The sequence below is a fragment of the Paracoccaceae bacterium Fryx2 genome (assembly GCA_032334235.1).
In the GTDB taxonomy this organism is placed as follows: Bacteria; Pseudomonadota; Alphaproteobacteria; order Rhodobacterales; family Rhodobacteraceae; genus JAVSGI01.
The window spans coordinates 3,262,316-3,288,978 of sequence record JAVSGI010000005.1 but is presented as its reverse complement, the minus strand read 5'-3'; the positions used below and the strand labels follow the sequence as shown (position 1 = coordinate 3,288,978).

Here is a 26,663-nt window from a genome sequence, read left to right as displayed (position 1 = left end):
GATTAGCCCCCTGTCCGGGTCAGGGCGCTGTCGTACCAGAAGAGCAGCTTTTCATCTTCCTGCAGGGCGTCATCGGGCACCTTGGCTGCGATGGAGACGATGGTCTGGTAGTGCTTGTTCGCCCAAGCCGCCTTGAAGCCTGCGCGCAGGACTTCGAGGCGGAACTCCTTGAGCTTGCGGCCGGGCGTATTGCGGTACACTTCGAATTCCTTAAGCAGCGCCTTCTCGCGCTTTTTCTCCAGATCCTGAGCCTTGTTTGGGTCGGGCACGAACCAGCGTTCCTTGGCCTTGGCCTTCAGCCGCGGGTCGGGCTTTTCGAGGTTACGCAAGTCGGGGAAGTTTGATGACAGATAGCTATGGATCTGGCTCGGCACATCGGCCGACCCGTCATAGCGCAAGAAGTTGTCCTCAAGCAGCGCCGTCAGTTCCGGGCGGGTTTCGTGTTTCTTCCAGCCGGCACCTAGTTGGGTTGTGAACTCTGGATGAATGTCTTGGTACGACGAGGGTCGTTTCTTGAGAAACTCAGTTAGCCAATCAATTGCGCTACGCTCGTCAGCAACAAACATCTCCATCTGTGGTGGCTGCGCTACTTGTGCACGTTTTCGATCATAAGTACCGATCTGATCTGGCAAGAAAAACATACTATCTCTTTCTTCGAACCGGGTTCGAAGACCTTCGAAGAATTCTTGCGCTGAAAGCGGGACCATAACGTTGTGGCGTATAAACCAACCAACCATCCGGTCATAAAGAATTCGACCACTCCGCTCCGAGACATAATTCAGCAAGGTACTATTCTCACTGAATATTGGTACGTGCTTCATATGGTTTTCCACGAAACTCCAAACACTGTTAGTGATGGGAGCGGAATTAGTAAACATGAGATCAACGTTTGTGCCTGGCTTATATGCCGAAATTATCAAATCCTGCACAACAGCACCGGGTCGAATATCGGCAAGTATGGTTGTAGAACCTTTGTCGAGTTTCCCCACCTGAGCAACTACGAAACCCGCCTCTGACAAGCCAGTTTGGATCAAATTCCAGACGCTTGCTTTGGTGTTGTGAAACTCAACGGTAATCCAATGCCCAGGCTTAAGTACTCTGTAGTACTCATGAAATGTCGCACGCATTAGTGCACCATATTCAAAGAAATCTTTGTTTTGTGTTTCATCAATCACAGCTTCTTTTTTTGCAGCCGTCCGAACTCGCAGCCAGCCCTCAAGAATGAGGTTCATTTCGCTGTAAATGATGTTGGCGCCAAATGGCGGGTCTGTATAAATGTAGTCGATCGTCGCATCTTCTATGCCTGTCAGGCTAGTAGCGGACTGAGTGCTTACAACGCAGGTTCCATTCTTCTTTGGCTTAGCAGAGTCAGATTGCAGCATTTTCGCAATCTTACGCTCCAAAGAGTCGAAAACATTCTTTTCCATCCGTACAATTGGCATGTAGAGGTTTCCAGACATGCCACCGCCACCACCAAAATATCCCTGCCGCTCGGAAATGACAGTGAAAATCGAAGTTAGGCATGAAAGCGCTGCATTGCGCACTTCCACATCGTCAACTGAAGATACCCTCTCCCAGAGGTCTGCAAAGACAATTCTATTTCTTTCTGAAAGAAATCGACTGACATTGGTTATGCCTTTATCGCCAAGTTGCGCCAGTTTTGCTGAATAGCCAATTGGATTGATTGTATCAGTGGGAAACCAGCTTAACTCAGACAAGCTCTGGATTTGAGCAACAACATCCTGATCGTGCTTGCTTGGCGCGCGGTTGATGCGACCACGCCCGGTCCCAGCGTTAACCCATGCAAGAGCTTTCTTCTTTCCATCCTCCGTAACGACACGTTCAACCCGTCGAACGTTTAGCTCGGCTCCACAGCTCGGACAGTCAAAAGATTTTCGCGTTTCAACCTTATTGCCATGATGGATGACACCATGCGGAAAGAATGGAAACTCAAAGACACACTCAGGGCATGTAAAGATATCTGACCAAACGAAGTAGTTAACCTCTAAATTTTTGGTTCCATGTTTGGTTTCATACATCCAGCCTAATTTGGCACGGGACTGTTTAATTGCTGCCTCAAGCAAATTTGCCGCTCTTTGGCTTGGATTAGTGTAAGTATTAATGTGACTAACAAAACCTGCGATCGGCGAAAGATCAACAATAATTGATCGGCGACCACAGTTTCGAGCAGCAACACCTGTCATTCCAGATCCGCTAAAAGCGTCCAGAATTAGATCGCCTGGACGAGTGTAATGCTCAATTAGTGTCTGAATAATGGCTGGCGGAACCTTTGTATGATACGGGTGAAACGAATAAACGGGATCTCGACTGTCGACAACTAAGTCACCCATAAACGGCAATGTCGTGGCCGGTTCTGCCTCCTTGTTCTTTGCCCATGAAACAAATTCCGCAAGAAAAGGATTAGGACAAGCAGTGTAGTATGGCGGATTGGACAGCCTCAGGATATCGTCATTCTTCGCATTGGGAAAGTCGGGGCTAGAGCGAAACGAGGAGTCTTCGATGTGCTCTCGGAGCTTTTCTATGAAGTATGCTCTTCTTTCGCTATCGTCATTAAACTTGATGCCGAGAACCTCCACTGGTCCACTAGCCGGTTTGATGGCCACCTCAAATAGATCGGTCATTGCATTGTTCCTTTATTCATAACGGATTCATTCCACCACAAAGCGCAGCTTGGTGGTGTCCTTGCCTTTGCACCGGTCATTCAGGAAGGCCTCGAACCGCTTGCGCAGGTCTTCGGGCGTTGCAGGCGATCCGCCTTGCAGGAGTGCGGCCTTGATGTCTTCGCTGCCGACATTGACCTTCTCCAGCCCGGACAGCGCGTCCTGAATGGCGGAAGCGAAGTCCCCCGTTACTGGATCGGGGAGGGCCTTCGCCGTTACGAACGCCTCGACCAGACTGCGCGCCGTTGGCTTCAGCAGATCAAGGTTCTCCTGGATCGTCGGGTCTTCGAGGTTGTCGAGCAGCGTCTGCTGCCAACCATCGATCAAGCGGTCCAACTCTTCATCAAGCTGCTTCAGGACATTCGCCGCGGGCAGCATGTCGCCCTGCTCGTTGGCGGGCTTGAAGCTGCAGTGCGGGCACATCGGACTAGCGGACAGCTCCGACTCGAGGAGTGACGCGCAGCTTTTCAGCTTCTCGAGCTTGTCCTCGTAGCCGGTAAGCTGGCTGGTTGGCATGAGCGACACGTTCATCAGAGTCCGCATCGACGCAAGGCGCGGATCTTTGCGTAGGGACGCCTTCGTCTTGTCCTCCGCGACGCCAAGACGGGCCCGGCTGTGCCGAGCGATATAGGCGGCGATGTAATCTTTCTTGAGCTTGGCCAGGGTCTGACGATACTCGGCAGCATGTTGGGCCGTGCGGTCACTGGCCAGCTTCTCGAGAAGCTGTTTGCGAGCATCCTGTGCCTGTTTCACCCAAGGATGGTCCGAAATCAGGACTGTCTCCGCAAGTGAGAGGTAGCCTGCAACAGCGCCGAGGTCAGCGATCAGTTCCAGCATGGCCTCGACAGCTTTCAGCACGTCTAGGTTCTTGGTCTGGGCGGCGATATCTTCCGAGCCGACGCGCAGGTTCTTGAGCTTGCCCACAGTGTTGTAGGGGGCAAGACTTTCCGAGAACGCCTTAAGTTCGTCGAGTTTAGAACGGTAATCCCGAATTTCTTCGTCCCGCAGAAGCGCTTGACCCCAGAAGCTGAGGCGACCTGCCATGTCATTCGACGAAGACAAAACGCGCCGCGTCAGCTTTCCGACTTCCTCCTGCAGCAGCTTCACCGGCTCGTCAGAGCCTTGGGTCGCTTGTTGGGCAAGACCGGGGGGAAGCCCAAGGGCTTCGAACAAGGAACGGAGAACTGCAACGTTGATCTCCTTGGGAGCCTCGACGTGCTTGAATTGCTTCAGTTCGTCGAGCGGACGCTCGGCGAGCGCAGTGATCTTGCTCGAGTCGATCTTGTCTCCCGTAATGGCAAGGACGATGTCCCCCGAATAAACCAGTCCTCCGAGAACAACCGCGAGCAGATCCGGTTCAAGCCGAAACTTGATGGGTGCAAAGCATTCGACCTCGGCATCGCCGCTGATCAGTTCACTGCGGTTCAGCACCTGACCGTGACCTTTGGCCTTCAACCGATTCAGGACTTCCATCGCATAACGCGACCGCGTGGGGTCTATGCGATCGCCATCCAGCATTTCGAGCCCATCAAGAATCACGACAGCATCCTTGGTGCGGTTGGCACCGGCCAGCACGCGAAGCGTATTGCCGATCAGCTGCTTTCGATTGGAATCGGTCACAAGAGCCGAAAACCTAGGGTATTCTGGTGCGAGTTCGCCAAACTGATTGTTCAGCGCGAGACCGGAGATCGCATTCACCACGTCACGGAAGTTGATCCGTTCTTCCGGGCCAAGGCGTGCTTTTTCACGAAGCGAAACCCCCTTGGACCACTCCTGCAGCGCCTTCGACTTACCCTGATAGGTAACCTCAAAAGCCGACATCTGCTTTTCCTGCAGCCATTTGCTCATGTCGCGCAGAGCATCCTTGGCCTTGTCGAGATAGACAGACTTCGCTCCACCGCTGGCTGTTGAGGCAAGATCCTGCGCCGCTGCGTAGAAAGACAAATGACGTCGGAAAGCGTCATCGGGGTTCTTCAACCGGAAAAACACCTCATCTGCCTTCTGGTCATCGCGAAAACGCGGTGGCTCAAATGGCTGGATGAAGTAGATGTAGAAATCGCGCTCCGGCTGCGCCGTAGGCCTGTCATTGGGGGCACCGAAAAACAGATAGCCACTCCGCTCAACGCGGCGATCTTGCCACTCGATCTGGTACTGCCAGATCTGGTGACCCGTCACGTAGGACGTCTCGTCCATCCGCTCCATCAGCTGCCGGATGGCACTGTAATAGGCACGATCCAATGCGTCATTGGACAGCGCATCAGCACGTTTTTCGACCTGTGCGTCGTAGTCCACGTCCTTCTTTAGGTCGAGGAAATACTGTTCTGTGTCCGCGGCCTTGGAGATGAACTGCCCGTTGACGGTCCGGATTGTCTCTCGCAAGACAGTTTGGACGAGCGAAAGTAGATCGGCCTCAGGATCACCGCCCATGTCTTCGATGCCAGGCTGATAAAGGCAAAGCGTATCCCGCAATTCCTCGGCCGTAGGACCGACGGGGACATAGATGTCGCCGCCGGTTGTCAGACGGTGGACAGCGAGCCCATCGATGATCCGAAGCGCCATGGGCCTGTACTGCGGTCTCGTAAATGCTTTTCGAACGCGTTCTTGCAGAACCTCAGAAACCTTCAGCACCGGGCCGATATTCGGATCAGCGCGCAGCACCCCATTGGACGTGACCGTCTCCCAAAACTTATCATAGCCGATTAGCCCAGGTCGATCCTGAGGAACTTCGTCCTTCAGTACGGCCTGAATCTGGTCTCGAAGCGTGACCAGCGCACCGCGCTTTTCAGTAAAGACCAGCCGCTCGAATGTGCCGATGTAGTCGGGATGAACAGGGAAAAGCCGAACGTATTCGTCCATTCGCTCGTTCATCGATCCATAGAATTTAGCGAATGGCGTCAAATAGGCCCGGATCTTGTTATGCTGGTCCGCAGTCTTCTTGAGCAGTCGCTCAGCCACCACGAAGCTTACGTCTTGGCGAGCGAGCAGCACCTGTGTGAAGCGGTCCTTCACGCGCCGAAGGCTATCCGAGACATGCTGAAAGCGACCGCTATCGAAGATCGCCTCCTGAACGCCCGCGACGAAACGGAAGCGCAGGTGCTTGGTCACCTCGCCAATTTCACGCAAGAACGACAGATCCAACACGAGGTCGTGGTCCCGCCGGGATCGCAGATATTCGAGGAACTCGTCGACCACGAGGAGAACGCCATGGTCAGGATGCACCTCTGAAAACGCAGCCATCATCTCTTCAAAGGCGGACTTGTTGTTGACGACCTTGTCAGCCGGGGGGAACGAATAGGTAACCCCGTGCTTCTCAAGGAATACCTCCAACTGCTGGGTGATGATGTCCCGGAGGGACATCTGACTGGATACCTCGATACGATGAACCTTGAATTTTCCTGCAATCGCACTGGCAGCTTCCGCCACCTTCGGATGCCGGATCATCGGCAGGTAAGTCACATCTTCAGCCACGAGCGACAGCACGGACATCAGGTGAGACTTACCGGTCCCGTAGTTGCCGACAACCAAGACGCCCTTGTGATCCACACTCTCGTCAAACGAAAGCTGCGGGATCATCTGGTTCGCGATGCGTTCTGCCATGTCGTCAGAAATGACGTAGGTCGAGACCAATTTCTTGGCCTCCTCCGGGCGATTAGCATCCAAGAGCTGGATGACAGACTCAATCGGCTCGAACTGAATGAGATCACCATAATGCATTGGCATCCCCGTTCCCCTTTCAATTAATGCTGAAAAGGACCACGCCCTCTGGGCTGTAATCCTGATGTTCTGGATGACCTGATGCGGCATACGAGAGGCGATTATCACGCAACTCTCCTGGCCAAACGGCGACAACTCGGCGGACGCGGGACTGCGTCTTCAAGAGATCGAGTACACCAACACGAAGCGTCCTATCGAAGAGTAACTCGATATTGTCGACCAAGAGAAGGCCATGCGCAGAAGCAGCATCAGCCACGTTCTTGAAGACCTCGGGCACCAGCAAGTGTCGTCGTGACTTCGGAAGCGAAAGTAGTTCCCTGCCAAGCGCAGCTCCAAGGTTCAGAACTTGGACTTGCGTGCGCTTAGAAAATTGATCGAGCAAAGCACTCTTTCCGGTGCGTGGCTGACCAATAAGCAGCACCAGCTTGCTGTTAAGAGAAACCGTGTCTTCAACCACGCGCTCGAGATCATCGATCATGTGGAACCACCAGCCGTGTTGTGTGGAACGCGGTGCTGCCGGCATCCGGATATTTCAGAAGCGTTTAGCAGGACGATCTGCTGATCCTGCGGTCGCCTGGCTGCCGGATCGGTGTCGAGACCAAGGCGCTTGAGCGCATAGAACAATAGCGCCCGCCGTACCGGGATCTGCGCCCGCCCGTCTTCCATACCATAATCCATCTCGATCGCACGGCGCTGATTATCGGATAGATCCGGATGCGGGCCGATCTCGAGCACGATTTCATTGTGCCAGTCGGCATCAGCCTGCGGGTCCGCCGTGATTGGGCCCTGCTTACCGATCTCGACAATACGAGAGAGCAGAAAGTCCTTGAACACCTGGTCGTTCTGGCAGAACGCGCGGGCATGCCAGCGGAACCCATCGAAGGCCAAAGCATGAGGCTCGATCCAACGGGCGCTGGGCTCAGGCCTGGACATTGACTGATAGGTGACGTTCAGGGCGGCGGGGGCGTGGATTGCGCTCAGAACCTCGCGCAGCGTCTCCGCTTTGACGCCGCGGGTCGGCGTCGGCGTTGCGCCGTAGCCAGGGAACTCGCTGATCCAGCTCTGCTCGCGCGAGACAAGACCCTGATCGACCGCGCGCAACTGTGCGAGATAATCCTCGGCGCTGGGCGTGATGAAATTCGGCTGGAAGTTGCGGCCTCGGACATAGGCACGCTGGCTCTTGTCATAGATGAGGTTGCGCTTCCACTGATCGGCATAGCCCGCCAGATCGAGCGAAGCCTGCTGGAGCGAGATGCCGAAAGTCTCAATCAGGTCAGCTCGGTTGATCCGGCCGTGCCAGAATGCCCTGAACTCGATGAACGCATTGCGCCGCTCCGCGCCCCAGTTCAGCTGCTTGACTCGTCTGCGCGGCACGTCATTCCTCTCGTTATCCCTCTTCCCGATATTCTAAATAGTAGTCTCTCGCAATAAAATGATTCAGGGGAGAACAGTCGAAGAACATCATCGTGCTGAGATATCAAAACCCTGCAGGTAGGTTTCGATTTCGCCAATCAGACCCACATCGACCTCGCCGCCAGTACGCATGTCGGCAATCGCGCGCATGGACCTCTCGAGCGTCAACCATTCTGTCTCGGGCACATCGTCTGCCGACCAGCGCGCGCGCAACCAGCCCTCATACTGACCCTGCTCCTCCGGCGACAGCAGCGCAGGTGCATGGAATGCCACCAGTCGGCGCCCGAGTTGACGGAGACGGGAATCCCCGAGGGAGGATGCGATCTCCTGACGTCGTGGCCAGTCGGCACGCTGAAACTCGGCAAGAAGTGCCTTGTCGGCATTGCTGTAGAAGCTCCCAAAGATCTGCTTTTCGACGGGTGGTGTCGGCGCAGATGGATCCTCAGGGAAACGTGCCGCCAGAGCCTGTGCGACTCGGGCGCGAAACTCGGGCGCGTTCGCGATGATCTCAGCACGCCGGGCATGCTCGGCGCTGGGCGTGGCGAGAGAAAGGAGCGCGGGCGACTTGTTGGTTGCGAGGGACCGGATGATCTTCGGCGACGCATTCACCGCCGCAAAAAGCACGGCGTCGTCGGCAGCCAGAAGATCGGCCGGATCGACGGCCTCAAGATCAAGGAACGCGGCCTGATTGGCGTTGCTGGCAGAGGTGCCGCAGTAGCAGCCAATCGTGGCGCGCGGCGGACCGCCACCAAAGCGTTCGACCAGCGCCAAGGGCTGGAAGCTTGTGATGCGGCCTTGGACGCTGCCCTTGTCCCGATTGGACAGCAGTTCTGCCCAGAGATCCGGCGCGCCTTGGGCGATCTGGCGTGCGATGTGAATGGTCGCCTCGACATCCCCAAGCGCGTCATGGGCGTTGTGGGCGGTGAACCCGTTCAGCGGCGCAATGCGATCGAGTTTGAAGCGCACGCGGCCGGTCTCATCGATTGGCCATTTGAGCAAATCAGGCTGGCGATACCAGACGGCATAGAGCGCGGTCAGTAGATCAAGCCGCGTGTTCCCGTTGAGCTGCGTCGCGAAAATGTCAGGCTGCAGGTTTTGATAGAAGGCCTGGCGCAGCATCTCCTCGTCAAAGCGGATGCTGTTGAACCCCGTCCAGATGGCAGGCGACCAGCGATTGATCAGTGCGCCGATCTCTTGCGTGAACTCAAAGAGCGTCGGCAGGGCCGCGTCCAGCAACTGCGCTGGGCGCACGCCAGTTACCACCAAGGCCCAAGGCGAAGGGATGATATGCGGCGCGATCCGGCAACGCAAATTGACCCGCTCGATTTCCCTGAATTCGTCATCCGTCAGAATGGCGGCGAATTGCAGAGGCTGATCGAAGGCGGGCGAAAGGCCGGTGGTTTCGAGATCGTAAAAGGCAAAGGTCATGCCCCACTATAGCTTGGGTCTGCACCTGCGTCAGCAACCATAGTGCGCTGGAAACGAATGAAATCCTCGTCTGCACATCAGAGCGTTAACATTCGCGACTCGACCCATGGCCCCCTGCGTGACAAAAGGGATTTGGCGTAGATCGTCATTCCCTGAAACCAGACACGGACATTTTGTTGCTGCGACTCGCCCTGATCCTCTGCCTGCTGTTTTTGTCCGTGCCGGTTACGGCACAGACAATCAAGGGTGTTGCGAGTGTGACGGATGGTGACAGCCTGGAAATCCGGGGAATGCGCATCCGTCTGCATGGGATCGATGCGCCTGAGAGCCGCCAGCTCTGCACGCGCCCGTCTGGGCAATCCTGGCGCTGCGGTCAGCAGGCGGCGCTGGCGCTTTCAGATCGGATTGGTCGCCGCAGTGTCGGCTGCGTGGCGCGCGATACCGACCGCTATGGGCGTACCATTGCGGTCTGCTCGCAGAACGGGGTCGATCTCAATGGCTGGATGGTCGCCGAAGGCTGGGCGGTGGCTTATCAGCAATATTCGCAAGACTACGTGCTGATTGAGGCCGAAGCACGGCGCACTGTGCGCAATATCTGGTCTGGCGCATTTGTCATGCCATGGGATTGGCGGCGCGGCGCTCGTAGCCCATGAGGCATCAGGCTGACAGCGTCACAGAAGTCTTGGCCGGTCTGGTCGAGCGCGTCACGTTTCACAGTCAGGAGAGCGGTTTCTGCGTGCTGAGGGTTAAGGCGCGGGGCCATCGGGACCTGGTGACCACAGTGGGTCATGCAGCGATGATATCGGCCGGGGAATGGATCACGGCATCTGGAGTTTGGCTTAACGATCACAATCACGGCCTGCAGTTCAAGGCCCATTTCTTGAAGACATCCGCTCCTGCAACCCTCGAAGGCATCGAAAAATACCTCGGCTCGGGCATGATCCGCGGCATCGGCCCGGTCTACGCCAAGCGCTTGGTCAAAAGTTTCGGCAAGGACGTCTTCGACATTATCGAGGCCACGCCCGAGCGTCTGCGCGAGGTGGGAGGTATCGGGCCGGTACGGGCCGCCAAGATCACCACCGGATGGGCGGATCAGAAGGTTATCCGCGAGATCATGGTGTTCTTGCACCAACACGGTGTTGGCACGGCGCGCGCTGTGCGGATTTTCAAGACCTATGGCACCGATTCCGTACAAATCATGAGCGAGAACCCTTACCGGCTCGCCAAGGACATTCGCGGCATCGGGTTTCGCACGGCCGACCTAATTGCCGAAAAACTCGGCATAGAGAAGACGGCAATGATCCGGGTGCGCGCGGGGATTTCCTTTGCGCTGACAGAGGCAATGGGCAATGGCCATTGTGGCCTGCCCCGGGCCGAACTGATAGGACTGGCGGGTAAACTTCTCGAAGTGCCTGCGCCTTTGATCGAGAGCGCTGTTTTGGAAGAGTTGGCCGAGAAAACGGTCACGGCCGACTTAGTAGGCGAGGTTGAGTGCATTTTCCTGACGGGCCTCTATCTGGCAGAGCGCGGGATCGCCGAACAGATCAGGCGAATTCGAAACGCGCCCCTGCCTTGGCAGCTCATTGATGCGGACAAAGCACTTCCTTGGATTGAGAAAAAGACAGAACTGACGCTTGCCGCCAGTCAGGCTGAGGCCATCCGCGCCGCGCTAAAGTCGAAAGTTATGGTGATTACAGGCGGCCCCGGTGTGGGCAAGACCACGATCGTGAACTCGATCCTGCGCATCCTGGCAGCCAAAGGCGTAAAGCTCCTGCTCTGTGCGCCGACTGGCCGAGCGGCAAAACGCATGACGGAAGCGACCGGCATGGAGGCAAAGACAATCCACCGGCTACTAGAGTTTGACCCGAAGGTTTTTGGCTTCAAGCGCGACGAGGAAAACCCCCTCGATTGCGAGCTGCTGGTCGTTGACGAGAGCTCAATGGTTGATGTGCTTTTGATGCAGTCGCTGATGAAGGCTGTACCAAGCGCAGCCGCTTTGCTCATAGTGGGCGATATCGATCAGCTGCCTTCGGTGGGGCCTGGCCAAGTGCTTGCCGACATTATCAGTTCTGGCACCGTGACCGTGGCGCGACTGACTGAGGTGTTCCGCCAAGCAGCACAGAGTAAAATCATCACGACAGCCCACGCCATTAACGCGGGTCAAATACCAGATCTGAGGTCTTCGGACAAAAACACAGATTTTTACTTCGTGTCGGCCACCGACCCTGAGGAAGCCGTGTCCCGGATCGTCGAGTTGGTGTCCAAGCGCATCCCGCGCCGCTTTGGCTTCGATCCGATCAAGGACATCCAAGTGCTCTGCCCGATGAATCGCGGCGGCGTGGGTGCGCGATCGCTCAACATAGAATTGCAGGCAGTGCTGAACCCTGCTGGTGATAAAAAGGTGGAGCGGTTCGGATGGACCTTCGCACCCGGCGACAAAGTCATGCAGATCGAGAACGATTATGACAAGGATGTCTATAACGGCGACATTGGTATGATCGAAGATGTCGACTTGAGTGAGGGCGAGGTCGCAGTTAATTTTGACGGTCGAACCGTCACCTTCGTCTTTGGCGAGCTCGACACGCTGGTGCCCGCCTATGCCGCGACCATCCACAAGAGCCAGGGTTCGGAATACCCAGCTGTGGTGATCCCGGTCATGACGCAGCATTACGCGATGCTGCAGCGGAATCTGATCTATACAGGTGTGACTCGCGGTAAGAAACTCGTGGTGCTGGTTGGGCAGAAGAAGGCCCTCGCGATTGCCGTGAAGAACATCTCAGGGCGGCGGCGCTGGTCGAAGCTCAATGAGTGGCTGATTTAACCCTAAAGGCGGCAGGGCTGACGGCTCAATAAAAGGCATCCTCAGTAAATTTAGAGGGCTTCTACCCGATCTAATAAAGATGGTGGAAGGCTATTCACCCGCGAACTCAAAACCTTGTATACTGAAAATAGGGCGATGTTCTTCCCACGTCAACTTAGAGGAATCACGACGCTTCATGCCGCATAGCTTCACGCCCCAACTCATCACGAACATTGAGGCGATGCTTTCACCCCCACGCTCTGGCACGTATCCGACCGCTGGTTCAAGAATGAGTAAGCAAACTGCATAATGGCACAGGACATGCTTGAGACGACGCTGGCCGAACTTGCCCAGTTGGACGATGACTTTGATGGGCGCAGAGAGATTTGCTACCGCGCAAGCTCTTCGATGCTTCATAGGCCAGCGCTGGGCGGGCAGCTGATCGCTCGCATATGCGCAGCACCAGAGAATGCGCCAGAGTTGGAACCGCTTGCCGAATTGCTTGGGTCGGTTCTGGATGCCGCGCGCATGGCGCAGGAGAACCGCAAGAAGCGGGGCAAAGCTTTTCTAATGGCGGTCACGGACGCTGTCGAGCTGGCTGCCGGTCAGGGGAGGCTTACGTCTTTCCATCGGCTGGTGCTTGCGCGCGCTTGGACACAGAACGGGCTGAAAGCGCCAGAGGCGCTGGAACTCACCACAGATGACATCGATGCCGCGAACAGCGCCATAGCGCTGGAGGACCGCATCGAAGCAGATGCGATTTTGGACAACCTGTTCCGTAATCTGATTGAGCGATCCGATGGTGATGCGCTCGTGCTGCACGCTGCGCTGACCGAGACGTTTCCCGCGATGCCAGTCGAGATGCGCACGCAAGTGATCGCATGGTCGGTGGAACGGCCCGAACCTGTCCACACCAGGCTGGCGTGTTTCTGGCTGCTTGATCCCGCAGCAGAAATCCGCCTCGCAGCCGCCAAAGCCCTCGCGGATCGGGCTTCTACGGGTGGGTTATCCTCCGACGTGACCGGCAAGATGGTGATGCTGCGCAGCTGGATGCCCGATGACGACGCACGTGCTGCGGTAGATCAGGCCCTGAAGGCTGCCATGCGATCGGGAACTGCCAGCGGCACACCGTTCAAGCCGTGGACCATCCACAGCGTCATGGCCACGCTGCCCGACGGCGGCGGCGCTCAGAGCATAATGATCGCGTTGCAATCCGGTGGTAGCCGTAAGATCGCAATGCTGCTCCTGAAGCAAGAACATGGAATCAAGGACGCATATCTCTTGCCTTGCAACTCAGCCACAGAGCAAAAAGCGCTTATCCAGCGCATCACACAAGAGACTGGGGCGGTAAAGGTTTCCATTACATGGCTCGAGCGTAGCCTACACATCGCACTGGCAGATGGCGCATCGGCAGGGCTGCCCCCCGCACCAGGCCTTATTGAGGTGGCAGAACTTTGCGGGTTCGAGAAGTTGCGACCCGAAGCTGTCACAACTGACGGTCTGATCTCTGCACTGCCCGAAGCAGAGCGTATTCGGCGCATGTCGGCGCAAGCGCGCGGCAAACTAATCAATGCCAGCGAAGAATGGTGGGATCATCACAAGATCATCCAAAGCTGGTTCGAGGAAAGCGATCATGCACATGACATGCTTGAGGGGCAGCTCAGCCAGCGGGCGCTTGACGCTGCGCTCTGGCGCTGGCTCGAGACAAGACGGGACTTCTGGGCGCGATTAGTTGCGCGCGCAGCTGATGTCTTGTCAGCATCTGACCATCCAGACGCAGCGAGCTTTACGGCGACAGCTATTGCGCTGCTTGAAGGACGCAATCTGAAGAAAATCCGAATCATGGCTGATGTCCACGATCAGACGATCAAAGCATGGGTCTTTGACGATCCCAACGTTACTCATAGCGCCACACGTGATGAAGGAGTGGAGCAGGCCAATGCGCAAAAGCCACTTCCTGAACAGAGGGGCGAATTAACGCGCCTCGTCAAGAATTCAGCCCTTACTGTTGACTGGATCGACGGATTCCTGATGTCCATCACAATTGCGCCCAAGCTGATCGCACCGAACAAGTGGCTGCCCGAAATATCTGGGAGCGTCATCGCCAACCTCGGACTGGAGGGCATGCAGCGCTTTGCGTATCTGATCATGCTGCATGCCAACGCATGCGTCGCACAAGCAGGCATGCCGGCAGAGTTCACCAGGTCGATGGGAATGCGCAGCAAGATGGCGATGCGGGATTGGGCGACCGGCTTCAGCTACGCTTATGGGCAATTCAGTTCGTCATGGCCTACGAAAAAGACAACTACCGATGATCGCGCAATGATCAACCAGGTTTCGGACGCGATGGCCACGGGCATCAGCGCACCTGAATTAAAGTTGCTGAGCCAGTGGATCGCAGCACGCCATGCCCAAAACACCGGCGTCTGATGCCCGCGAATGCAGCCCAATGTCGGCGAATGCACGCGAGTGCGTGCCAATGCCGTTTTTCGGTGCCGGTGTTGATGTGGCGTTGATGTTAAACACAAAACGCCCTGTGGTATAAGGATACCGCAGGGTAAGCGTTTGTTTTATTTAGGTAATTTGGTTGCGGGAGTCAGATTTGAACTGACGACCTTCAGGTTATGAGCCTGAATTTGCGCCTTATCCAAAAAACCACAAAATCAATGACTTAGGCCACAAGCCATTGTAAACGCGCGCTTTCCTTGTCCTCATTCGACTGCATCAAACCGCACTGGACCGCAGCAAAAGGAGTTCAAACGGTGAACGGCGGTTGAGTCAGTGTTGAGTCAGCGTTGGGCTAAACACCGTGATGCGCAGTTTTTAATTTTCCGCACTTTTCCGCACATCGTCGCATCAGCAAGGTCTGACGTATCCTAACCCCGAAGTGATCAATGCGAGTTGACTAGTGGCGCACTCAATGGCGTCACAGGACGTATTTACAAGGGGATGAAATTGGCTAACCGACAGAGATTGAATGAGAAAATCGTTAAAGCGGCAGAGCCTCGTGCTCGCCCCTATCAGCTTTTCGATGACGAGGTGCTAGGCTTCTCAGCAGTGATCCAGAGGACGGGAAGTCGAGGCTTTTACCTCGACTATCGGATCCAAGGTCGTTCCCGCCGCATGGCTGTTGGCCGCTGGCCGGATTGGAGCGTAGTTGCGGCGCGCGATCGTGCCAAGCAGCTGAAGCGGGATATCGACAATAGAATCGATCCACTGGCCGACCGGGTGGAAGCACGATCTGCACCGCGCATACCTGAACTGATCGACCAATACCTGCGCGAACACGCTGCACACCTCGCGCCCCTAAACGCGGCCGACCAAGCGTCGATGCTCCGCAAACTGGTCGAGCCTCATTGGAAGCACCGCCACGTATCCGAGATCGATGCTGCGGACGTCGAACGTCTTCTTTGCGTCATCGCAGAAGGTCGTTCGCGCCCGGCCAAGATCAAGGCCAAGAGCCGTGGTAAGCGCGCGTTACAGCCTTCAAAGCCGACCCCCATTCGCGCAAACCGTGTTGGGGAGGTACTTCGTAAAATGTTCAACCTTGCGGTGGCTTGGAAAATGCGGCCCGACAATCCGGCAGCAGCGTTTCGAAGGCGGCTCGAGACTGAGCGCGAACGCTTCCTTTCGATTGAAGAGATCATTCGGTTGGGCGACGCGTTGCAGGCTGCAGAGGACCAGCGTGGCGCTGGCATCATCAGGATGTGCATGTTGACAGGATCGCGGCTGGGCGAGGTGCGCATGGCGCGCTTTGAACAGTTCAACCTTGAACTTGGCACATGGTCCAAGCCTGCTGCCAACACCAAGCAGCGGCGTGTTCACCGAGTGCCTATTTCGGCGGACACTGCTGCGCTGGTTCGCCAGAGGCGCATGGCAGTCTTGAACGGCTGTGATTGGCTATTTCCGGGGGACGCGCTGGGCGAGGACGGCATCCTGAAGGATCAACCAGTGCAAGAAATCAGGCGCTTCTGGATTAGGATCCAGACAGAGGCGAGGCTTCCCAACGTCAGGATCCACGATCTGCGCCACACCTTTGCGTCACTCTTGGTCAGCGGCGGTGCGTCTCTGGAGATGATTGGTAAGCTGCTCGGCCATACACAAATGCGCACAACTCAACGGTACGCGCATTTAATGGACAGTCCTCTACGGGCAGGCGTGGACGCCGTGGCGGACATCATCAAGGCGCGCCCCCGCGTCGTGCAAGGCGGCGAATAAACGCCGCCCCAAATCTCGTTCATGGCGTGACCACTAACAGCGATCAAAGAGCACCAAAAAGACCGATCACACCAATGTTGTCTTCAAAAAATCTGCTGCCTGATCATTTCTCCACCCTCAGTCGGTTCCAGAGTGGGGAAAGTTTAGTCTGGATCCTGCTATTGCTCGGGCATTCTTCGCCATTGGACTGATCCATGAACCAATCGGCCATTTCATTGACGAAATCCGTAAGTTTCGCAGGGACGCCTTTCTCGTGAACCCGCACCGCAACTGCACGCCAAAAATCATCCCATGCAAATCGTGGCTCGGGCCCCTGTCCTTTGTGCGATTTAACGAAGATTTCCCGTTTAACATCATATCGATCAACTTCTGCAGCGAGGATCAGCAAATCTTCCATGCAAACAATAACCCCTTCGGCGGGCTCGGTGATTAACAACCAGTCTTTTTTGCCCTGTGTGCGGATCCTGCGTAGCAGCATTTTTCTTGGGCCTCTTCCAGACCGACGAAACATCGGGAGTATGTCGGCGACTGAGATGACTACAAGTCCCGCAGCACGCTCCCCCCCGCACTCGACCGGGGAAATCCCTGTCAAAATCTCCAACTTTTCCTGATAAGCCCAGCCTGCAAGATCAGCAGGCGTATATCCCAAACGCGCAGCGGCTTCGGCCACCGAAAGAAACACCCTTGGCAGTGCATCCATTTTGTTAACTCCTTTTTCCTATCAAAGTGATGCCTGCCGTTGCCAAAAGAGCCCGGAAAGTTCATCAAATCAAAGTTGGAATTATTCAGCCAGTTTACCCATCAAAGACCTGTCGCCAACGTTAAGAAGCAGGGAGTCAACGCGGAACATCAAGGAAGGTAAATACGCCTTTCGCGGGAAGTGCCGTCACGTAAGAGATTCCGCCTTCACTAGGTGCGGATGCAACTGCAAACGCTGGCCACGACCTGGCCACCATCATGTGCTGCATTGACCGACCCAAGGCCATGGCTGCGTATTCCGGGGCGATGCGCCCACCTGTTCTGATTTAATCTCATATATAACAATTAATTACGTGCGCCACCGTCATGCGCGCGCATGCAGAAACTGCTCAAAATCAAACGAAAGTGGCAAGACGGGTGTTCACAATCCGGCAAAAGGTTTCCGACAGAAGACGGTGTCGGACACGGCTCTCAAATACCTGATCGAAACTGTCAGATGGGAGTTGAGAGCCAATTGAGACCGATGCTGCGTGTTTCGCTTGATGGTGGGCATCGATTTCACGGGATCATGGGCAGTCATTTCGCGTGAAGCTGGGCACTGATTTCGCGGGATCGCGGGCAGGTCTGGTCGGCAAATTGAGGATAGTTGCGCCTTCAGGAATGAAGGGGTGGCTTGATGCCGACAGGACGATTGAACATGCGCCGGATACGAGATGTTTTGCGATTGAAGCTTGGGCAAGGCCTGAGCGAGCGGTCCATTGCCGCTTCCCTCGGTCTGAGCAAGGGGAGCGTCGGAAGCTACACCCAACGGGCGCGTCATGCCGGGCTCACGTGGCCCTTGCCGGAGGGGATCGATGACGACAGCCTTGAACTTCTTTTGTTTCCAGCCCCGCCCACGGTGCCGGACGCGGAGCGGCTTGTGCCCGACTGGGCGGAGATTGACCGCGAGTTGCGCCGCCCTGGGGTGACGCGGATGCTGCTCTGGGAAGAATACCGTGCCGCGCACCCCGGGGGTTTTGCCTATACTTGGTTTTGCACGCATTACGAGGCTTGGAAGGGTCGGGTGCGCCCGACGATGCGCCAGACACATGTGGGCGGCGAGAAGGTGTTCGTTGACTTTGCCGGCGACACCATCGACGTGATCGACCCCACGACCGGCGAAGCGCGGGCCATGAAGCTGTTCGTGGCGGCAATGGGGGCATCGAATCACACCTATGCCGAGGCGGTGGCATCGGAGGGGTTGGAAGATTGGATCCTCGCGCATATCCGGATGTTCGCCTTTCTGGGCGGCGTGCCAAAGGCGGTGGTTCCGGACAATCTGAAGTCCGCCGTGATCAAGGCAGACCGGTTTGATCCGGGGCTGAACCGGACCTATGCCGAGATGGCGGCGCATTATGGCACCGCCGTTCTGCCCGCCCGGCCGCGCAAACCCCGGGACAAGGCGAAGGTGGAAGTGGCTGTCCAAGTGGCACAACGCTGGATTCTGGCGCGGCTGCGGAACCACCGGTTCTTCTCATTGGCCGAGTTGAACGTGGCGATCCGGCGGCTGCTGGACGAGTTGAACATGCGCGTGATGCGCGGCTATGGCGCCAGCCGCGCCGATCTGTTTGCCACTTTGGATCGGCCCAATCTTCAGCCCCTACCGCCCGAACCTTATGTCTTCGCCCGCTGGAAGCGCGCCCGCGTGGCACCCGACTATCACGTTGAGGTCGACAGCTCATGGTATTCCGTGCCCTTCGCGCTGATCAAACAAGAGGTCGATGTTCGCACAAGCGGCCAGACGGTCGAGATATTCCATCGTGGTCAGAGGGTTGCGAGCCACGTGCGCACCCCGGGGCGGCGCAGCCATGTCACCGTGGCCGACCATATGCCATCGGCCCATCGTCGCTTTGCCGAATGGACCCCGGCCAGAATGCTGGCGCAGGCAACCAAGACCGGCCCCGCCGTCGCCGCCTTTTGCGAGATGGTGATGGCTGACCGCCCCCATCCTGAACAGGGGTTCCGCACCTGCCTGGGTGTGCTGGCCTTGGTCAAAACCTATGGGCCGGAGCGCGTTGATGCGGCCTGCCAGCGGGGTGTGACCATCCGGGCCCGCACCGTCACCTCCATTCGTTCGATCCTCAAGACCGGCCTCGATCGCGCCTTCCTGGAAGGCTCCGAAGAGGTCGCCCCCCTCCAGCACGCCAACATTCGTGGCGGCAGCTATTACCATTGAGAAAGGACTAAAATGCTGACCCATCCCACCCACGACCGACTGTTGGCGCTCGGCCTGACCGGCATTGCATCGGCGCTCGAAGAACAACGCAGGTCAACCGCCTTCGACGCCCTCTCGTTCGAAGAGCGTCTCGGCCTGCTGGTCGACCGCGAGGCTGCAGAGCGCGACACCAAGAAACTGGCCTCCCGGCTCAAGTTTGCGGCTCTGCGCCAAGATGCCAGCGTCGAGGATCTGGACCTGCGCAGCCCACGTGGTCTTGACCGCAGTGTCATGGCGCATCTTGCCGATGGCGGCTGGATCGCCCGGCACGAGAACCTGCTGATAACCGGGCCGACCGGTTTGGGCAAAAGCTGGATCGCCTGCGCCCTTGGCCACAAGGCGTGCCGGGATGGGCGGCCCGTCCTCTATCAACGTGCGCCGCGCATGTTCGAGGCCCTTGCTCTGGCCCGTGGCGATGGCCGCCATGAACGCATCCTCAAAACCATCGCCCGCATGGATGTGCTGATCATTGACGATTGGGGCCTCGCCGTCCTCACCGCCCCGGAGCGCCGTGACCTGCTGGAAATCCTCGAAGACCGCCACGGCCGCGCTTCCACCATCGTCACAAGCCAACTCCCCGTTGACCAGTGGCACGAAGCCATCGGCGACCCAACGCTCGCAGATGCCATCCTCGACCGCCTCGTTCACAACGCACACCGCCTCACCCTCTCAGGTGAAAGCCTGCGCAGGCGCTCCGCCGTCACAAAAAAGCTTGACCAAATCGTTCAAGCCTGACTCCATGAAAGCGTCGGCCAGCCTGCCCACGATCCCGTGAAATGACTGCCCAGAATGGCGCGAAACGCGTGCCCACGATCGCGCGAAATCAGCGCCCATTCTCCGCGAAATCCGCACCGATGCCGCAGCATGCACATATTGGCACTAAGGGCCTTGAGCGGTCGTTCGCTGCGGTCTGCACGAGAGGGGGAGTGTCCGGTCAGCCATTTGTCTGGCTACAAAGGGGTCGTGCATGCCGATGGCTATACCGGCTTCAACGGTCTGTTCGGGAACGACAAGGCCAGCGAGCAGGCTTGCATGGTCCATGTGCGCCGCAAATTTGTCGAGATCTACGAGCGCGAAGGCTCTGCCATCGCCGAGGAGACGATCAAACGGATCGCTGCCCTCTATGCCGTGGAGAAAGAGGCGCGCTACAAGCCTGCCGAAGAGCGCGCCGCCCTGCGGCAGGAAAAGGCAAAGCCGGTCTTCGAGGGACTCGAGGCATGGCTGCAGCTGCAATTGCCCAAGATCTCCGGCAAGTCGACATTGGCCGAGGCCATTCGCTACGCGCTCGGCCGCATGCCAAAAGCCAAGGCCTATCTTGAAAACGGGCAACTTGAGTCGGACAACAATATCTGCGAGCGATCAATCCGCCCGGTAACACTTGGCAGGAAAAACTACCTATTCATGGGGGCAAAAGGTGGCGGAGAGGCCGCGGCCATCGCCTACACGCTCATCGAGACCGCCCGCATGAACAAGGTCGATCCAGAGGCCTTGCTTCGCTGGGTTCTCGCCCGCGTCGCAGACCACAAAATGACCCGCCTCGAGGAGCTCATGCCGTGGAACTGGACAGCCGAATAAGTCAACACCAGTCAGACCGGACGGACACGCTTGATCTCATGCGGCGTGGCCTGAAGCAGGACCCTAAGCTGGCCATCGGTGATGGCGCCCTAGGGTTCTGGACAACCCTGAGCGAGGTGTTTGCCAAGACGCGGGAGCAACGTTGTTGGGTCCGCAAGACCATGAACGTGCTGAACGCGATGCCGCAATCCGTGCAAGCCAAGGCCAAGGGTCATCTGCACGACATTTGGTAGGCTGAGACAAAAGCCAAGGCCAACGCTGCCTTCAACTTCTTCGCCGAAACCTACGGCGTGAAATGGGACAAGGCGGTCGCCAAGCTGGTCAAGGACCGGGACGCGCTGCTGACCTTCTATGACTTTCCTGCGGAACACTGGAAACACATCCGGACGTCAAACCCAATCGAAAGCACCTTCGCCACGGTCCGGCACCGCACGAAACGCACCAAAGGATGCCTCAGCCGCAAGACCGGGCTAGCCATGGCCTTCAATCTGATGATGTCAGCGCAGAAGAGATTGCGCAAACTCGACGGACAGAACCGCCTGCCCGAGATCATCGAAGGGGTTGAGTTCCGCGATGGGATCCGCCAACTTCAAAATGCCGCCTGATCAGGCATCACCAACTTTCGCCCATATATCTGTTGACGCTATCACATTTACGTGTGAGAAATTTTTGACACTAAAATTCATCAAAAGAATGGACACTCATCTTGAAGAAAATATTAATGACTGCCGCTGTTTTGATTTCAATATCAGCATGTTCAGAGCGCCCAGATGCCATTCCACCAGTGTCAATGACTGGCGCATTTGATGGCATGTCTTGTTCTAGCGCCAAAAACAGCTTGGCCACGGAGAGAGTGAATCTATCTCGGCTTGAAAAACAGCAAAATAGCGCAGCAACTGGCGACGCAATTGGTGTATTTCTTATTCTTGTGCCCGTCTCCAAACTTACTGGCGGCGATGTTGCTGGAGAACTAGGGGCATCAAAAGGTAAAGTCCTTGCGTTAGAGCAGCGCATAGCCCGGTGCAAATAATTTCCGGCAGTTAATCAATCAAGGAGTAGCCGGTGCGCACGTTTCCTGATGTCGGCCATTCTCATCCCGCCTTATTCATGGAAATCGGCGATATTGGTAGCGTGCGCCTGAAAATGCTGTAGATTCAAGGTTCTAGACAGAAACCTGCAGCAGCATCGGACGCGACCATGGGTGAAACGTTACAGACTGTCAACCCGACGTTCAACCGCTCTCTTTGCATCGAAAGCCGCGCCGACCGGCTGACTGGCGACCCCGGCGCGGTGCTGTTGCGCGAGATACTGGAACGGAGCGGCATCGTGGCTTGGATGACGGCGCACCTGCAGGATCCGCGCAGCCAGGTCGACGTCACGCATGATCTCGCCTCTCTGATCCGCACTAGCCTGCTGCTGGTCGCGCAAGGGTGGCGCGACCATGACGATGCGGATGCGCTGCGCCACGATCCAGCGTTGCGACTTGCGGCAAGTTCCTCGGCGGGACTGACGCCGCTTGCCCACGGAGGCTGGCTGGCATCCCAGCCGACCTTGTCGCGGTTTACGGCATTGATGGCGGAACCTGCCAACCTGAAGGTGCTGCGCGAAGCGGTCCTGGAAATGGCCGAGCGCGGCATCCGGGCCGAGCGGGGTGGCATGCGCCAAGTGCATCACTCTGGACGTCGACAGCGCCCCGATCGAAGTGCACGGCCACCAGCCGAAGGCGGAGTGGAACGGCCATTACAACGCCCGCATCTACCATCCGCTGATCATCTCGATTGCCGAGACCGGCGACATGCTGGATGCCCGTCTGCGGGCGGGCAATGTTGGCACCGCCGACGGCGCGCTCGATGTCATCCTCGACGTTGTGGACCGCGCGCAGAAGAGCCTGTGCGACGTCGCGATGGTGCACATCGATGCGGGTTTTCCTTCGACCACGCTTCTGGCCGGACTTGAGGCGCGCGGTATCGACTACGTCTCGCGGCTGCGGGCCAACGCCGTGCTCGACCGATTGGCTGAGCCTTGCATGAAACGGCCGCCAGGGCGACGGCCTGCGGAACCGCGCGTGTGGCTTTACGAATTGCGCTATCAGGCCGAGGCGTGGGGCAAGCCGCGCCGGGTGGTCCTGGTGGTGAAGGAACGCGAAGGCGATCTGCTGCTCGACCGTTTCTTCCTCGTGACCTCGCTCAGCTGGACGGTAAAGCTATGCCATGAGGTGCTGGCGCATTACCGCGAACGGGGCAAGGCCGAGGGCCACATGGGCGAGTTAAAGGACGTGCTGGCGCCGGCGCTGTCCTCGACCAACCGGGCGAAATCGCACAGGCGCGGCAAGCCGCTGAAGTCGAAGACGCCTGCGGTGGATGCCTTCTCCTGCAACGAGGTGAGGCTGCTTATCGCCTGCCTCGTCTACCAGGTCATGCACATCGCCCGCCGCGTCCTGGCCAAGGCGACCGGCACGGGCTGGAGCCTACGCCGTCTGCGTGAGCGGGTGCTCCGGGCGGGGGCACGGCTGACGATCTCGGGGCGCCGCATGACGCTGGCGATCTCTTCGGCCGCAGCACCGTTTTGGCAGGCTCTCTGGCCAGGAATACTGGCGCTGCACTGGGCCGACCCGTAGCGCCCGGCCAGAAAACCGCATCCGACAGACGCGAAACGCCCATGGGCGAGGCGTCGTCATGCGCCGCAAACGCCGGACAGCCCCTCACGAGAGCCGCCCTCCCCGAACGGCCGCCTCCCCGAGGGCTTTGGCCACAGTAATGCCCGCCGCCGCCGCTCATCGCACGCAGCGCACCGGCCCCAAAGCCACAAAACGGCCCCGAGGGACGCCGAAAAGGGGATTCGATGAATAAGCGGGGATAAAAGGGCTTGCCCCTGATTTGGCCGCGCGCATCATGCGGCAAAGGCACAAGGCACATTTCCGCGTGGCCTTTACGATGCTGACCTCGAAGCGCTGGTGGCTTTGGCGGATGAACAGGAGGCGATATGACCCGTAAAAGCGGACGCAATACAGATAGCAACTTTGGCCCCGGCAAGCCCTAAACTTACCCATCTTTATTCCCTCAGCCTGTTGATACCGCAGGAAACCGATATGCTGAATCAAAGCCTTAAAGGCTTACATGCAGTTTAGCGACAAAGAACTGAAGTGGTAGATTCGCAATCAACAAACTCAAAATTTCCGTTCCGATATCTCATATACACGAACCTCCACGAACTGAGATTTGGAAGCTCTAAGACATCGTTCACTTCGGAAACAGAATTCGCAAGAGTCACGCCGTCAGCGGGTATCACTGCTTCGTTTTCGTATATGTAGACTGCGGTCATCTGGCCTGCGGTATGCCGTCGGCTTTCGCCAAATATGCGCGCATCTTCCTCGCTTGCATCGCTGGAAAGGCGTGCCGTGAAAATTCTATCATTTACTGATGATTTGAAGTAACCAACCTGCGTCACTGCTGCATCAGCTTCACCACAACCAACCAGCAAAAACGCTGCAAATACTAAACTTAGCCTCATATTGTTCTTGTCCTATTGTGTTAGTTTTTCTTCGTTCTTGCATGATGTGGCATATTTTTCAATTGTTTTTCAAGGCATCTGACAAAGCGCGGCTGATGTAGCAAGGAACATGACATGACAGCCGCGTCCAGCGAAAGGCATACTTGCCTTCCTTGATGTGCTGCTCTGCGGTGCCGCGCTGGTTATAGAACCGCACGACCCAATCGGGCTCCATCGGCAGGTTGGTGACGATGAAGCCGACTTTGGGGAACAGCTCGCCCGGGTGCCATTCGATCTTCGCTATGACGCGGCGCGGCTTGTCCCAGGACGCCGCCTGATACTCGAAGTCCTCGTAAAAGCGTTTGACCGTGGTCAGCGACGGCCGCCCTGCCGGTCGCGTCAACCGGTGCGCGATTTTTTCCTTGAGCACCGTGTTCGTGGGCAGCCGGATGGCATAGAAATAGCCCGCTTCTTCCAGCCGCGCGTAGATCGCCGGGATCGCATAGGCGGCGTCGGCACGGAAGAAGCGCATGAGGTCGCGCTTGGCATATCGGGCGATGACAGGATCGAGCACATCTCGCCAGCCGTCAACACTGTGGACGTTGCCATTACGCAGGGCACAACGTTCCAGCATGCCGAACTGGTTGAACAGGAAATTCGGGTGTTAACAGGTGCAGTCAAAATGCCCGTTCCAGGCGGACCCTTCCTGATCGCCATGGGTGGGGCCGACCGAGCTGTCCATGTCCAGCACGATATACTTCAGCCCGTTGCTGTCGTGGAAGCGGTCGATCCATTGGCCGTTCAGGTCTGCCAGCGCCGCCCGGTTCGTGGGCGAGGCCAAGGTCTCGGTCTCAAATCGCCCCATCTGCGTTGCTGAGGCCGCTTGCGCATCGACAGCCCGGCCACCGACAACCTGACGCATCACGGGATCGAGCGCGAGACGGTCGGCATCGTTGACGTCCTCGTATCCGGCCAGCCGTTCGAACACTGAATGCCGGAACAGCCCGTCGAGCCGATGGACGGTGTCTTGCCGGTGCGGTTATCGCGTAGCGCCTCTGACGCAAGGCCCGACAGCCCGAGCGCGTCATCGAGCTCGCGCATCACCAGCAAACCGCCGTCCGAACTGATCTGCGCACCCCGGAACTCCAGCCGCACGCGGCGGTCGAAATCGACCCGATGACCTCGATCCGAACCCGCACCCTCTGGGTGATCCATAAAACACGCCCCTCTTGGCCATCAACACTATGATTTATATGGGAAGTAACGAGTTCAGGACAGCGAAATCATAGATTTACTTGGGGAATGCGGGTTCAGATGTGTGCGCTTTTTTTCCACGCATTTCCACGCATTTCCACACATTTCCGCGCCTCGTCGCATCGCCTGTTGATGGTGTTTGGTGGCCCTCAATCACAGCCGCAATCGGGCGGAAGCACAGAGGGTAAAAATTGGAACAAATTAAAGAATTACCAGATCAGCATAAGCCTGGGGTGTTGGACGAGTGGATGACCAGATCGGAACTTGCAGCCGATCTGGACCTTTCGATTGACACGCTGGCGCGCTGGGAAACACGGCGGAACGGCCCTCCCTGCATCCGGATAGGCAGAAAGGTTCTTTATCGGCGCACTGCAGTACAGGAATGGCTACGCCAGCAAGAGCACCTGCACGCCAGATCGAGTCGCCGCAAATGAGCGCCCCACCAATTCGGCTCCCAACTATTGATACTGCCAACGCGCGGCAAATCATTGCTCATCCAGATCATCAAGACGCGGCATCTGTGCTGGATGCCTGCGAGCACTTGCAAACCTATGGCGACAGGATGGACCGCGAGCGCGCGAAAGCACTGCACGCCACCATCGTTCAGGATGCTGTCGCAGACATCAATCGCAAGGGACGCATCCAGCGCGGAATGGCCATCGCGGGCGACCTGATCGGCGCAGCCATCCTTTTTGGCATCCTCTACATTTTCCTGCTTTTCACCCCCGGTTGATCGGAGACCAACATGGCCGCCAAAGACGAACTTTCCTTTGTTAAATTTTTACGGCGATTTAATTGCGGTGAGCCTAACAGCAACGCCAACGAGCAGTTCAGTGAATTATTGGATACGGTCCGGCGCACCAGCGGCAATGGTGGTCTGACGATCAAACTGCCGTTCAAGGCAGAATACCAACGTCACGCTCATTTTTCTCAAATCGCCACCGCTGCGGCGGTGGAAACGGATCGCCGACCCGGCTCTCGCGCACAGCTGAGTTGGAGTGATCACAATGCCAAAATATGAGAATGTCGAGGACGACGGTTTCAACTCAGTCGGCGGATCGAATGAAGCGCCGCAGGCACCGATCGACCAGCGCTGCGCGGATTGCCATCAGCTGATAACGCCAGATGGGTCCGGGCA

19 protein-coding genes and 2 pseudogenes are annotated in these 26,663 nt (G+C 57.2%); 13 read left to right on the top strand and 8 right to left on the bottom strand.

Features of this window, described 5'->3' with window-relative positions; all coding sequences use genetic code 11:
- Window positions 1–2: 2 nt before the first annotated feature.
- From RNZ50_25120 to RNZ50_25100, 5 genes are all read right to left on the bottom strand, one after another.
- Window positions 3–2,642, bottom strand: a complete 2,640-nt coding sequence (locus tag RNZ50_25120) for a DNA methyltransferase (GenBank protein MDT8858246.1) — start codon at window positions 2,640–2,642, stop codon at window positions 3–5.
- Between the two features lie 27 nt (window positions 2,643–2,669).
- A complete protein-coding gene (locus RNZ50_25115) occupies window positions 2,670–6,401 on the bottom strand; it encodes a DUF6079 family protein (GenBank protein MDT8858245.1) in 3,732 nt (1,243 codons plus the stop codon).
- Window positions 6,402–6,414: 13 nt separating this feature from the next.
- Complete coding sequence (brxF, locus tag RNZ50_25110) at window positions 6,415–6,873, bottom strand: BREX-3 system P-loop-containing protein BrxF (GenBank protein ID MDT8858244.1); 459 nt, start codon at window positions 6,871–6,873, stop codon at window positions 6,415–6,417.
- Window positions 6,870–7,769, bottom strand: a complete 900-nt coding sequence (locus RNZ50_25105; GenBank protein ID MDT8858243.1) for a WYL domain-containing protein — start codon at window positions 7,767–7,769, stop codon at window positions 6,870–6,872. Before RNZ50_25105 ends, brxF begins: the two co-directional genes overlap by 4 nt.
- Before the next feature lie 87 nt (window positions 7,770–7,856).
- On the bottom strand, window positions 7,857–9,236 hold the full coding sequence (locus RNZ50_25100; protein ID MDT8858242.1) for an exonuclease domain-containing protein: 1,380 nt from the start codon (window positions 9,234–9,236) through the stop codon (window positions 7,857–7,859).
- A 176-nt stretch (window positions 9,237–9,412) separates the two neighbouring features.
- Here RNZ50_25100 and RNZ50_25095 point away from each other — a divergent pair, with 176 nt between their 5' ends.
- The 4 genes from RNZ50_25095 (at window position 9,413) to RNZ50_25080 (ending at window position 16,254) form a co-directional block, all read left to right on the top strand.
- Complete coding sequence (locus tag RNZ50_25095; protein ID MDT8858241.1) at window positions 9,413–9,889, top strand: thermonuclease family protein; 477 nt, start codon at window positions 9,413–9,415, stop codon at window positions 9,887–9,889.
- A 29-nt stretch (window positions 9,890–9,918) separates the two neighbouring features.
- The gene (locus RNZ50_25090) at window positions 9,919–12,057 is read left to right on the top strand and encodes an ATP-dependent RecD-like DNA helicase (GenBank protein MDT8858240.1); all 2,139 of its coding nucleotides are present in this window, start codon (window positions 9,919–9,921) and stop codon (window positions 12,055–12,057) included.
- 288 nt (window positions 12,058–12,345) lie between these two features.
- A complete protein-coding gene (locus RNZ50_25085; protein MDT8858239.1) occupies window positions 12,346–14,466 on the top strand; it encodes a UPF0149 family protein in 2,121 nt (706 codons plus the stop codon).
- 525 nt (window positions 14,467–14,991) lie between these two features.
- Window positions 14,992–16,254, top strand: coding sequence for a site-specific integrase (locus RNZ50_25080; protein ID MDT8858238.1), 1,263 nt, complete (start codon window positions 14,992–14,994; stop codon window positions 16,252–16,254).
- A gap of 103 nt (window positions 16,255–16,357) precedes the next feature.
- On the opposite strand, the gene RNZ50_25075 is transcribed toward RNZ50_25080, so the two are convergent.
- On the bottom strand, window positions 16,358–16,954 hold the full coding sequence (locus RNZ50_25075; GenBank protein MDT8858237.1) for a hypothetical protein: 597 nt from the start codon (window positions 16,952–16,954) through the stop codon (window positions 16,358–16,360).
- A gap of 675 nt (window positions 16,955–17,629) precedes the next feature.
- Between RNZ50_25075 and istA the strand changes: the two genes are divergently transcribed.
- The 5 genes and pseudogenes from istA to RNZ50_25050 all read left to right on the top strand — a co-directional run bounded on the left by istA (window position 17,630) and on the right by RNZ50_25050 (window position 21,812).
- The gene (istA, locus tag RNZ50_25070; protein MDT8858236.1) at window positions 17,630–19,168 is read left to right on the top strand and encodes an IS21 family transposase; all 1,539 of its coding nucleotides are present in this window, start codon (window positions 17,630–17,632) and stop codon (window positions 19,166–19,168) included.
- A gap of 12 nt (window positions 19,169–19,180) precedes the next feature.
- A complete protein-coding gene (gene istB, locus RNZ50_25065; protein ID MDT8858235.1) occupies window positions 19,181–19,942 on the top strand; it encodes an IS21-like element helper ATPase IstB in 762 nt (253 codons plus the stop codon).
- A 54-nt stretch (window positions 19,943–19,996) separates the two neighbouring features.
- Window positions 19,997–20,782 (top strand): IS66 family transposase, encoded by a 786-nt coding sequence (locus RNZ50_25060; protein MDT8858234.1) that lies wholly within the window; start codon window positions 19,997–19,999, stop codon window positions 20,780–20,782.
- A gap of 29 nt (window positions 20,783–20,811) precedes the next feature.
- Window positions 20,812–21,387, top strand: a pseudogene (locus RNZ50_25055) (transposase).
- Between the two features lie 101 nt (window positions 21,388–21,488).
- Window positions 21,489–21,812: a hypothetical protein gene (locus RNZ50_25050; protein ID MDT8858233.1), complete on the top strand. Its 324-nt coding sequence runs from the start codon at window positions 21,489–21,491 to the stop codon at window positions 21,810–21,812.
- Window positions 21,813–21,991: 179 nt separating this feature from the next.
- Here the strand turns inward: RNZ50_25050 and RNZ50_25045 are convergent, their stop codons facing one another.
- Complete coding sequence (locus RNZ50_25045) at window positions 21,992–22,447, bottom strand: hypothetical protein (protein ID MDT8858232.1); 456 nt, start codon at window positions 22,445–22,447, stop codon at window positions 21,992–21,994.
- On the opposite strand from RNZ50_25045, the gene RNZ50_25040 reads away from it, so the two are divergent.
- Window positions 22,434–23,399, top strand: coding sequence for an IS1380 family transposase (locus RNZ50_25040; protein MDT8858231.1), 966 nt, complete (start codon window positions 22,434–22,436; stop codon window positions 23,397–23,399). The two genes, RNZ50_25045 and RNZ50_25040, sit on opposite strands and share 14 nt — an antisense overlap.
- Before the next feature lie 1,005 nt (window positions 23,400–24,404).
- Here the strand turns inward: RNZ50_25040 and RNZ50_25035 are convergent.
- Window positions 24,405–25,486, bottom strand: a pseudogene (locus tag RNZ50_25035) (IS1380 family transposase).
- A 287-nt stretch (window positions 25,487–25,773) separates the two neighbouring features.
- Here RNZ50_25035 and RNZ50_25030 point away from each other — a divergent pair.
- Genes RNZ50_25030 through RNZ50_25020 form a run of 3 tightly spaced genes read left to right on the top strand, consistent with a single transcriptional unit; the run spans window position 25,774 to window position 26,546 of the window.
- Window positions 25,774–25,959 (top strand): helix-turn-helix domain-containing protein, encoded by a 186-nt coding sequence (locus tag RNZ50_25030; GenBank protein ID MDT8858230.1) that lies wholly within the window; start codon window positions 25,774–25,776, stop codon window positions 25,957–25,959.
- The gene (locus RNZ50_25025; GenBank protein ID MDT8858229.1) at window positions 25,908–26,258 is read left to right on the top strand and encodes a hypothetical protein; all 351 of its coding nucleotides are present in this window, start codon (window positions 25,908–25,910) and stop codon (window positions 26,256–26,258) included. Before RNZ50_25030 ends, RNZ50_25025 begins: the two co-directional genes overlap by 52 nt.
- A gap of 12 nt (window positions 26,259–26,270) precedes the next feature.
- Window positions 26,271–26,546: a hypothetical protein gene (locus tag RNZ50_25020; GenBank protein MDT8858228.1), complete on the top strand. Its 276-nt coding sequence runs from the start codon at window positions 26,271–26,273 to the stop codon at window positions 26,544–26,546.
- Window positions 26,547–26,663: the final 117 nt, after the last annotated feature.

What these genes read in the sequence shown, in the direction of transcription:
- RNZ50_25120 (MDT8858246.1), bottom strand. Translation starts at nt 2,642, where the DNA reads ATGACCGATCTATTTGAGGTGGCCATCAAACCGGCTAGTGGACCAGTG.
- RNZ50_25115 (MDT8858245.1), bottom strand. Translation starts at nt 6,401, where the DNA reads ATGCCAATGCATTATGGTGATCTCATTCAGTTCGAGCCGATTGAGTCT.
- brxF (MDT8858244.1), bottom strand. Translation starts at nt 6,873, where the DNA reads ATGATCGATGATCTCGAGCGCGTGGTTGAAGACACGGTTTCTCTTAAC.
- RNZ50_25100 (MDT8858242.1), bottom strand. Translation starts at nt 9,236, where the DNA reads ATGACCTTTGCCTTTTACGATCTCGAAACCACCGGCCTTTCGCCCGCC.
- RNZ50_25085 (MDT8858239.1), top strand. Translation starts at nt 12,346, where the DNA reads ATGGCACAGGACATGCTTGAGACGACGCTGGCCGAACTTGCCCAGTTG.
- RNZ50_25075 (MDT8858237.1), bottom strand. Translation starts at nt 16,954, where the DNA reads ATGGATGCACTGCCAAGGGTGTTTCTTTCGGTGGCCGAAGCCGCTGCG.
- istA (MDT8858236.1), top strand. Translation starts at nt 17,630, where the DNA reads ATGCCGACAGGACGATTGAACATGCGCCGGATACGAGATGTTTTGCGA.
- istB (MDT8858235.1), top strand. Translation starts at nt 19,181, where the DNA reads ATGCTGACCCATCCCACCCACGACCGACTGTTGGCGCTCGGCCTGACC.
- RNZ50_25060 (MDT8858234.1), top strand. Translation starts at nt 19,997, where the DNA reads ATGGCGCGAAACGCGTGCCCACGATCGCGCGAAATCAGCGCCCATTCT.
- RNZ50_25030 (MDT8858230.1), top strand. Translation starts at nt 25,774, where the DNA reads ATGACCAGATCGGAACTTGCAGCCGATCTGGACCTTTCGATTGACACG.
- RNZ50_25025 (MDT8858229.1), top strand. Translation starts at nt 25,908, where the DNA reads ATGGCTACGCCAGCAAGAGCACCTGCACGCCAGATCGAGTCGCCGCAA.
- RNZ50_25020 (MDT8858228.1), top strand. Translation starts at nt 26,271, where the DNA reads ATGGCCGCCAAAGACGAACTTTCCTTTGTTAAATTTTTACGGCGATTT.